Source organism: Microbacterium sp. 4NA327F11 (assembly GCF_005503465.1).
GTDB lineage: Bacteria > Actinomycetota > Actinomycetes > Actinomycetales > Microbacteriaceae > Microbacterium > Microbacterium ginsengisoli.
The window spans coordinates 1-8164 of the sequence record NZ_SCOB01000044.1 but is presented as its reverse complement, the minus strand read 5'-3'; the positions used below and the strand labels follow the sequence as shown (position 1 = coordinate 8164).

Here is an 8164-nt window from a genome sequence, read left to right as displayed (position 1 = left end):
CCGCGGCATACGAGACCTGGCTGCATCACTACAATCACCACAGACCCCACACCGGGATCGGCGGCCAGACCCCCTCAGCCCGCGTTCACAACGTCACGGGGAAGTACACCTAGCCTGGAACGGTGACCACCCCGCCGCTCCGCCGTCGTCGGCACTCGCGCGCCGTCTATCGGCGCCGGCGCCTGGCCGTGCTGTTCGTGCTGGTGGTCGTCATCGCCGCGGTCGTCTTCGTCGTCATCGCCCAGCCGTGGCGCGGGGCGCCGCAGACGTCCTCGTCTCTCTCCCCTGTCGATTCGCCCGCCGCGACCGGCGCGGCCAGCCCGTCTGCGCCTCCCGGTGCGGCGACACCGGGGGCCGCGGCATCCACTCCGACTCCCGGCGGGACGCCGGGCGCCTGCACGGCGAACGAGGTGACTGTCGACCCGGTCGTCGACCAGACCTCGTACGCGTCGGGGCAGAACCCGAAGCTGTCGATAAAGCTGACCAACACATCAGGCGTCGACTGCACCATCAACGTCGGCTCCGCGCAGCAGGTGTTCACGATCACGAGCGGTTCCGACACCTGGTGGCGCTCCACCGACTGCCAGACCGACCCGAGCGATCAGGTCGTGACACTCACCGCCGGGCAGAGTGTGCAGAGTGCGAGCCCTCTCACCTGGGACCGCACCCGATCGTCCGTCGACACGTGCAACAGCACCTCGCGCCCCCGCGCGGGTGCGGGCGGGGCGACCTACCATCTGTCGGTGTCGATCGGCGGGATCCCCTCGACCCAGACCGCGTCGTTCCAGCTGAACTGACCGGTCCCGCCGCCGCGCGGCGACGGGTCGCAGGGGTGCCAGGATTCTCGGTATGACCGCCGCACCCGCAGGCCGCCCGCCCGTCATCGGGCTCACGACCTACCTCGAGCGCATCCAGCAGGACATCTGGGACCTTCGCGCGCCCTACCTTCCCGCCACGTACCTCGACGCTGTCACCGCCCAAGGCGGTGTGGGCGTGCTGCTGCCGCCGCAGCCCGTGACGGATGCCGCGGTGGAGGCGACGCTCGACGGCATCGACGCGCTCGTGATCACCGGAGGCCTCGACGTCGACCCGGCGCGATACGGACAGGCACCGCATCCGACCACCGATCGGCCGCGCGAAGACCGGGACGCGTGGGAGCTGGCTCTGCTCGCGGGGGCGCGACGCCGCTGCATCCCGGTGTTCGGCATCTGCCGCGGACTGCAGCTGATCAACGTCGCCTTCGGCGGCACCCTTCATCAGCACCTGCCCGACGTGCTCGGCGATTCGCGGTACCAGATCGGCGGCGGAGTGTTCGCCCGCGGCGAGGCGACAGTCGAGCCCGGTACACGGCTTGCCGATGCGCTCGGCGCCGGTGGCACGAGCATTCTCAGCTACCACCACCAGGGCATCGACCGGGTCGGTGATGGTCTCGTCGTCTCGGCTCGCAGCGCCGACGGTCTCGTGCAGGGCATCGAGACGGCGGGGGAGGACTACCTCGTCGCGGTGCAGTGGCACCCCGAGCAGGATCCGTCCGACCCTCGCCTGTTCGCCGCGGTCATCGACCAGGCCGCGGCCCGCGCGGCGCGGCTACGCTGATCGGATGCCGGGCAAGAAGAAGGCGTCGAGCGCGCAGGCCGAGTTCCGCAACACGCAGCTGAGCGACGCGTTGCAGACGCAGGATGTCGCGGCCGTCGCGTTCGCGCTGCGTCATGGCCCGACAGTGGTGCCGCTCATGCGACCCGGTGCGCGGGACAACCCGCTCGACGTCGGCGAGGTGTGGACCTACCGCGACCCGGCGAACGGCAATGTCGCGCTGCTGCTATTCAGCGACGCGGCGCACAAGCCGGCCACGCTGCCGAAGGAGGTGGCGCTGCAGTCACCGGCCGCCCTGCTCCTCTTCCTGCGGGCGCACCGTGACGAGCTGACGACGGTGTTCTTCGACATCGCCGGGCCGCATCCCATGCAGGCGACACCCGACGATCTGATCGCGGCGCTCGAGGCCTGAGCGCGGCGCGACCGCGAGGCGCGATCGCTGCGAGAGCGCGGTACCGCCGCGCCCGAGCGCCCGCCCGCCGCGGCGCCGCTCAGAACCCTGGTTCGCCCTCGTCGCGCGTGCGGGCGGCGATGAGCGACGGATGCCGCAGGGCCTTCGCGATCGTGCCGACCGACGCGTCGAGCACGGTGCGGTAGCCGAGGCGCTCGGCCTCGCTGTGGCGTTGCGGCGCCTGGGTGACGTGACGGATCTCGCCTGCGAGGCTCAGCTCGCCGATCGCGGCGACCTGTCGGGGCACGGCGCTCTCGCGGACGGCCCCCGCGACGGCGATCGCGATCGCGAGGTCGGCCGCCGGCTCGGTGAGGCGCACCCCGCCGACCGTCGAGACGTAGACGTCGCAGTCCGAGAGCTTGACGCCCGCGCGCCGTTCGAGCACGGCGAGCACCATCGCCACGCGAGACGCATCGACCCCGCTGACCACCCTGCGGGGGTTGGGTGCGCCGGTGTGGATCGTGAGGGCCTGCACCTCGACGGGGAGTGCCCGGCGTCCCTCCATCGCGATGGCGACGCAGGTGCCGGCGACGGGGGCGCCGGTGCCGAGGAACAGGGCGCTGGGGTCGGCGACCTCGACGATGCCCGATCCGGTCATGTCGAAGCATCCGACCTCGTCGGTGGGGCCGAAGCGGTTCTTGAGCGCGCGCACGAACCGCAGCGAGGTCTGCCGGTCGCCCTCGAAGTGGCAGACGACGTCGACGAGGTGCTCGAGGATGCGCGGCCCGGCCACCTGGCCGTCTTTCGTGACATGGCCGACGATGATGATCGGCAGGTCGCGCTCCTTGGCGACCCGGATCAGGGATGCCGCCACCTCGCGCACCTGCGCGGGCTGGCCGGCGGCGCCGTCGGAGAGCGACGAGGTGACCGTCTGCACCGAGTCGACGATGACGAGGTCGGGTCGGGTCTCGTCGATGTGGCCGAGGATCGTGGCGAGGTCGGTCTCGCTGGCGAGGTAGAGCTCGTCGTGCAGCGCGCCGGTGCGCTCGGCCCGCAGTCGCACCTGAGCGGTCGACTCCTCGCCGCTCGCGTAGAGCACGCGTCGGCCTGCGCGGGCGCTCTGAGCGGCGACCTCGAGCAGCAGCGTCGACTTGCCGACGCCGGGCTCGCCGGAGAGGAGTATCGCCGCCCCGGGCACGAGTCCGCCGCCGAGCACACGGTCGAATTCGGCCACCCCGCTGGTGCGTCGCGGGGCGTCGCGGGTGTCGATCGTCGTGATCGGTCGCGCCGAGCGCGTCGGCGCGGTCGCGCTGACCTGCCGCACGATGCCCGTCTCGGTGGCGGCCTCGACGACCGTGCCCCACTGCTGGCATTCGGCGCAGCGGCCGGCCCATTTCGCCGTCGTCCACCCGCACTCGGTGCAGCGGTAGGCGGGCGGAGCGGCCTTGCGGGTCGGCATGCGTCCAGGTTAGGTCGCGGGTGCGACATCGGCGCCCCGCGCGGTGACCGGCGCGGCGACTATCGCAGCGAGGCGGCGACGGCGCCGAGCGCGTCGGCCGAGCGGCGCAGCAGGCCCAGCTCGCTGGGCGAGAACGCGCTCTCGCGCACCGGCACCGCCCCGCGGGAACTCACGATCGACGGCACCGAGAGCGCGACCCGATCGACGCCGTGGAAGTCGCTCAGCACGGTCGAGACCGGCATCACGGCGTGCTCGTCGCGCAGGATCGCCTCGATGATGCGGGCGCTCGACAGGCCGATCGCGTAGTTGGTCGCGCCCTTGCCCTGGATCACCTTGTAGGCCGCGTCGCGCACCTCCACGGCGATCTGGTCGAGCTCGTCGACGGTCATCGGCGGGTGGCCCGCGCTCTGCCAGTCGAGGATCGGCACGGTGCCGATCGTGGCCGACGACCACAGTGGGAACTCGGTGTCGCCGTGCTCGCCGACGATGTAGGCGTGCACGCTCGACGGCGACACCCCGGCGCGCTGCGCGAGCCGCACCCGCAGCCGGGACGTGTCGAGCACGGTGCCGGAGGCGAAGATCCGCTCGGGCGGCAGGGCGGTGGCCTCCTGCGCGAGCACTGTCAGCACGTCGCACGGGTTCGTGACGATGACGTAGATGGCGTCGGGGGCGACCTCGAGCAGCTGCGGCATCATCGTGCGCAGGATGCCGGCGTTCACGCCGGCCAGTTCGATGCGCGTCTGCCCCGGTTTCTGCTTCGCGCCGGCCGTGATCACCACGACGTGCGAGCCTTCGGCGACGCTCACGTCACTGCCGCCGATGATGTCGCTCGACCCGGTGAACTGGGTGCCGTGCTGTAGGTCGAGCACTTCGGCCTCGACCTTCTCGGTCGCGACGTCGTACAGGGCGACGTGCCGCGCCGACCCGCGGATGAGGGCGGCGTAGGCGGCGCTCGACCCGACCGCTCCCGCGCCGACGATGGTGACCTTCGAGTTCTCGATCGCGCTCACGGGGTCAGTCTGGCAGTGACGGATGCCCCGTGCCCCCGGTTCGCACCGTGTTAATCGACCAGACGGCCCGGCGTCGCGCGAGCGGTCGTAGCCTGTGCGAGGAGACGGGTGCGGCACCCGTCGGATCGGAGCGCGTCGTGGAGTTCGGACTGCACATCGCTGATTTCACCTGGAAGACCGGACCAGCCCAGCTCGGCCCTGCGCTCGCGGCGCACGTGCGCAATGCGGAGGCCGCCGGCATCCAGCGACTGACCGTCATGGACCACTTCTGGCAACTGCCCGGTATCGGCCCGGAGGATCACGAGATGCTCGAGGCGTACGCGACGCTCGGCTTCATCGCGGCCCACACGGAGAAGGCGCTGCTCCACACTCTCGTCACGGGCGTGATCTACCGGCATCCGTCGCTGCTGGCGAAGCAGATCTCCACCCTCAACGTGCTCTCAGGCGGTCGCGTCGGGCTCGGCATCGGCGCCGCCTGGAACGAGCAGGAGTGCGTCGGGCTCGGGTTCCCGTTCCCGCCGGTCGCGCAGCGCTTCCGCGAACTCGAGGAGACCCTGCAGATCTGCGCGCAGATGTGGTCGGACGACGACGGGCCGTTCGAGGGCAAGATCTGGCAGCTCGAGCGCACCATCAACTCGCCGCAGAACATCACCAAGCCCTACCTCATGATCGGCGGCGGCGGGGAGAAGAAGACGCTGCGCCTCGTCGCCGAGCACGCCGACGCCTGCAACCTGTCGGCGATGGCAGACCTCGAGGTGCCCGCGCACAAGCTCGACGTGCTGCGCGGCCACTGCGACGCCGTCGGCCGCGACTACGACACGATCGAGAAGACCGCCATGATCGCGGTCTCCCCGGCCTCGACCGTCGACGACGTCGCCGAGCGGGTGGAGGCGCTCGCCGGCCTCGGCTTCACAGCGACCTACGTGTTCTCCGTCGGCATCGACGAGCCCGCGCGGGTGGTCGACATCGTCTCGGATGTCGCAGCCCGCGTCGCCTGAGACGGCACCGTCAGACGGGCGCCGATTGGCGGCATCCGTCGCCCTCACGTACACTCGTCGGCGGTGACGTGTCCGAGCGGCCGAAGGTGCAACTCTCGAAAAGTTGTGTAGGGTAACCCCCTACCGTGGGTTCAAATCCCACCGTCACCGCCATGAAAACCCCCGATTAGTCGGGGGTTTTCGTACGTTTGGGGGTCGACGCGGTGCATCTGTGGTGCAGATCTGAGTGGGTCCTCGAGGACGTGACCCTGGCGATGTAGATGCTGGGTTCCCTCACTGCTCGGGTGCTGGCGCTGCTGTCGGACTGGCCACGCTGCTGAGCGGAGCCCGAAGTCGGTCCGCTTGTTCGCGCGGCGATACTGCCGTAGAGCCGCTGATCGCTGCGGCAGAAGAACGAGGGTTTGTCATTTGAACTGACCCGCTCGGGATCCGCGGATCCGATGTGACCAGATCCTCTGAGGGGAGAGCACGCCCCGAGCCGGCCCCTCGGTCCGTCGACAACGTGCCCGGTGGAGGGCCGGTCGACGAGCGGTGGCGGCCGTCGACCCGTCGATTACGGCCTCGCCATCGCGCGAGCCTCTGGTGGCGGCTCTACTTTGACCGTTTACCCTGCCCCCTCGCCGGCTCGATCGTGGTGCCTCATACGCGACAGCATCGACCGCCACTTTCCGAACCGTAGCGGGGGACAGACCCCCCGATAGTCCGGATAAGCGGAAATATCGCGGGTATCGATCCGACCCCTTGAAGTGAGATGGGGCTGAGCAGCAACGCGGGCGGCGGCCACGGCGGCGGTAGCGCCCGGGGACGTCAGCCGCGGAGAATCCTGATCCCCTGATCGAAGGTGTCCGCGAAGCGCTCGATCTCGGACTGTCGGATTCGGTTTGTGGCTGCGGCGTCGCGCCATCCCTCCAGCACGTCGCCGATGCGATCCAGTTCCGCTTGGGCGGCGCGCTCACTGAGTCGACATGCGCGCGCGAGCTCTTTCAGACCGTCTGCCTCGTACTCCGGGTCGCTGGCCCCGGCGATCGTGGTCTGGCGCGCCTTCGGATCGGGCTCGGGGTTGATGTCGAAGGCGGGGCTAAGGGCCCAGCCGGCTTCGCTTCGCAGGAACCCGTGATTGCGTAGGTGGTCGTCAGTGTTGTGCAGCCCAACGCTAACCGCGACGCGCCGGAACAGCTCACCGAGGTCGTGCTTTACCCGGCCGCCCGCTTCCTCGATCCGTTCCGCGATCTCCACATAGTCGCCCCCGTCGCCGTCGCGCCGCTCGAGGAGAGTCATCGCGCTCATGTAGCCAAGACGTGTGCCGTCGGCATGGCGGTCGAAGCGGTCGAGGAGCAGCACATGCCGACCATCCAGCTGGATGAGTTGATACGTCGGGACGATGACACCGGCGGCTTTCGCGAGGTCGAGTGCTGTAGCCTCCCAGGCCATCACGTCCCATCCGTCGTCGGGGTGAGGGAACTTCGCGATGAGGAGCTGGTCGTCGTCGCCCCGCACGGCAGCCTTTGGACGGGCGCCACCGAGAGAGCCAGTTCCGGCATCGAGCAGCGTCTTGACTGCGGTCAGCTCGTGGTCACCGTCGTCGCGCGCTGCGTCCTCCGATGCGCGCATGAGTTCGGGCAAGCGAATCATGCTCGGCACGACGGGGTCCGGATCGAGGAAAGGAGAGCTCGCATCTTCGCGGAATCGGAGCGCACCCTGGCGGGTGAAGTCGCTGACACCGGCGAGAAAGTCCACGTCACCCAGCGTGCGCGGCCGACGCTTTTGCTCCAGGGCGAGAGTCCGCTCCCGCTTGGTGATGAGATTGCGCCCCCAGCGGTCAGGGGCACAGTCCGAGAACGCGCCGGGCAGCCCCGAGGCCTGCTGGGACCCGCTGTAGAGCTCCAAGCCTGGATCGAGCGCGTACGCCAGAGGATGAGCGAGGTAGTCAGGGTCGTACTGGAACATCGTGGAGGCCAACCGCCCCCGGGTGTGGTTGAACTGAGCGCGGCCGGCGCGAACGGTCTCTGTCCCCAGGCTGACGTGCACCTCGAGGGCCTCGAAACCGGTCATCGGACTCGCTTCCGGCCGATGAGACCAGCGCGGGCGCGGCCGAGGTCTGTGTTCAGTGGATCGAGCGCGTCGGCGAGCGTGTCGAGCACGCCGAGAGCGCGAGCGACTCTCAGGACGACATGGAAGCCCACCGCGGGATCGCCGTGCTCCAACCGACGGAGAGTCCCCCGTGAGATGTCGGCACGCTCCGCCACCTGCTCAGCTGTCAGTCCAAGAATCTTCCGCCACGCAGCGAAGTCGTCACCGATCTCCTCGGCGGCACGGCGCACCTTCGGAGGCAACGGCGCGGTGCCCGCTGGACGCCGCTTAATGGAAGACATGCAGATCATTATCGCTTGTAAAGGTCATTCTGTAAACCGGTGCGGGACTCAGAAGAGGCGCATGCCTCCGTCACGCCGCGCATCGGCCATCATGAACGACTTCACCGCTGCGGCGACTGCCGTGTGCCGGTCTTCGCGGATGGCTGTAAAAGGGGTGTCCGCTCCATATCGAAGGTGCGAGCCGAAACCTTCGGTATGGCGCAGCATCGTAGCGCCGCGGCGCTACGCCTAGGTGTACTTCCCCGGGAGGTTGTGAACGGGTGAGGTAGGCGAAGACCTCCGGGCAGGATGTGGGTTACCACACTCGCATCCTGACCACGGAGGTCTTCGTGTCTCACGCT

The 8164-nt window shown here is 69.5% G+C and carries 9 protein-coding genes and 1 tRNA gene; 6 read left to right on the top strand and 4 right to left on the bottom strand.

Going from position 1 to position 8164, the window contains the following annotated elements:
- The 4 genes from FFS51_RS14410 to FFS51_RS14395 form a co-directional block, all read left to right on the top strand.
- The coding region (locus FFS51_RS14410) for an integrase core domain-containing protein (RefSeq protein WP_137878297.1) at window positions 1-113 on the top strand (113 nt) is incomplete at its 5' end.
- A 9-nt stretch (window positions 114-122) separates the two neighbouring features.
- Window positions 123-797, top strand: coding sequence for a hypothetical protein (locus tag FFS51_RS14405; protein WP_219805771.1), 675 nt, complete (start codon window positions 123-125; stop codon window positions 795-797).
- Between the two features lie 52 nt (window positions 798-849).
- Complete coding sequence (locus FFS51_RS14400; protein WP_137878765.1) at window positions 850-1596, top strand: gamma-glutamyl-gamma-aminobutyrate hydrolase family protein; 747 nt, start codon at window positions 850-852, stop codon at window positions 1594-1596.
- A 4-nt stretch (window positions 1597-1600) separates the two neighbouring features.
- Window positions 1601-2005, top strand: a complete 405-nt coding sequence (locus tag FFS51_RS14395) for a hypothetical protein (protein WP_045247370.1) — start codon at window positions 1601-1603, stop codon at window positions 2003-2005.
- 79 nt (window positions 2006-2084) lie between these two features.
- Here FFS51_RS14395 and radA read toward each other — a convergent pair whose 3' ends face one another.
- Window positions 2085-3443 (bottom strand): DNA repair protein RadA, encoded by a 1359-nt coding sequence (gene radA, locus FFS51_RS14390; protein ID WP_137878764.1) that lies wholly within the window; start codon window positions 3441-3443, stop codon window positions 2085-2087.
- 59 nt (window positions 3444-3502) lie between these two features.
- On the bottom strand, window positions 3503-4453 hold the full coding sequence (locus FFS51_RS14385) for an L-lactate dehydrogenase (RefSeq protein WP_056206424.1): 951 nt from the start codon (window positions 4451-4453) through the stop codon (window positions 3503-3505).
- A gap of 47 nt (window positions 4454-4500) precedes the next feature.
- Between FFS51_RS14385 and FFS51_RS14380 the strand changes: the two genes are divergently transcribed.
- Complete coding sequence (locus tag FFS51_RS14380) at window positions 4501-5451, top strand: LLM class F420-dependent oxidoreductase (RefSeq protein ID WP_249352742.1); 951 nt, start codon at window positions 4501-4503, stop codon at window positions 5449-5451.
- A 62-nt stretch (window positions 5452-5513) separates the two neighbouring features.
- Window positions 5514-5604 (top strand) — tRNA-Ser (locus tag FFS51_RS14375).
- A gap of 654 nt (window positions 5605-6258) precedes the next feature.
- Here the strand turns inward: FFS51_RS14375 and FFS51_RS14370 are convergent.
- Together FFS51_RS14370 and FFS51_RS14365 are read right to left on the bottom strand one after the other, a co-directional pair.
- Complete coding sequence (locus FFS51_RS14370) at window positions 6259-7503, bottom strand: type II toxin-antitoxin system HipA family toxin (protein WP_137878763.1); 1245 nt, start codon at window positions 7501-7503, stop codon at window positions 6259-6261.
- Entirely contained in the window at window positions 7500-7772 is a 273-nt protein-coding gene (locus FFS51_RS14365; RefSeq protein WP_245610965.1) for a helix-turn-helix domain-containing protein, read from the bottom strand. The genes FFS51_RS14370 and FFS51_RS14365 overlap by 4 nt, the downstream gene beginning before the upstream one ends.
- Between the last annotated feature and the right edge of the window lie 392 nt (window positions 7773-8164).

What these genes read in the sequence shown, in the direction of transcription:
- FFS51_RS14395 (WP_045247370.1), top strand. Translation starts at nt 1,601, where the DNA reads ATGCCGGGCAAGAAGAAGGCGTCGAGCGCGCAGGCCGAGTTCCGCAAC.
- radA (WP_137878764.1), bottom strand. Translation starts at nt 3,443, where the DNA reads ATGCCGACCCGCAAGGCCGCTCCGCCCGCCTACCGCTGCACCGAGTGC.
- FFS51_RS14400 (WP_137878765.1), top strand. Translation starts at nt 850, where the DNA reads ATGACCGCCGCACCCGCAGGCCGCCCGCCCGTCATCGGGCTCACGACC.
- FFS51_RS14370 (WP_137878763.1), bottom strand. Translation starts at nt 7,503, where the DNA reads ATGACCGGTTTCGAGGCCCTCGAGGTGCACGTCAGCCTGGGGACAGAG.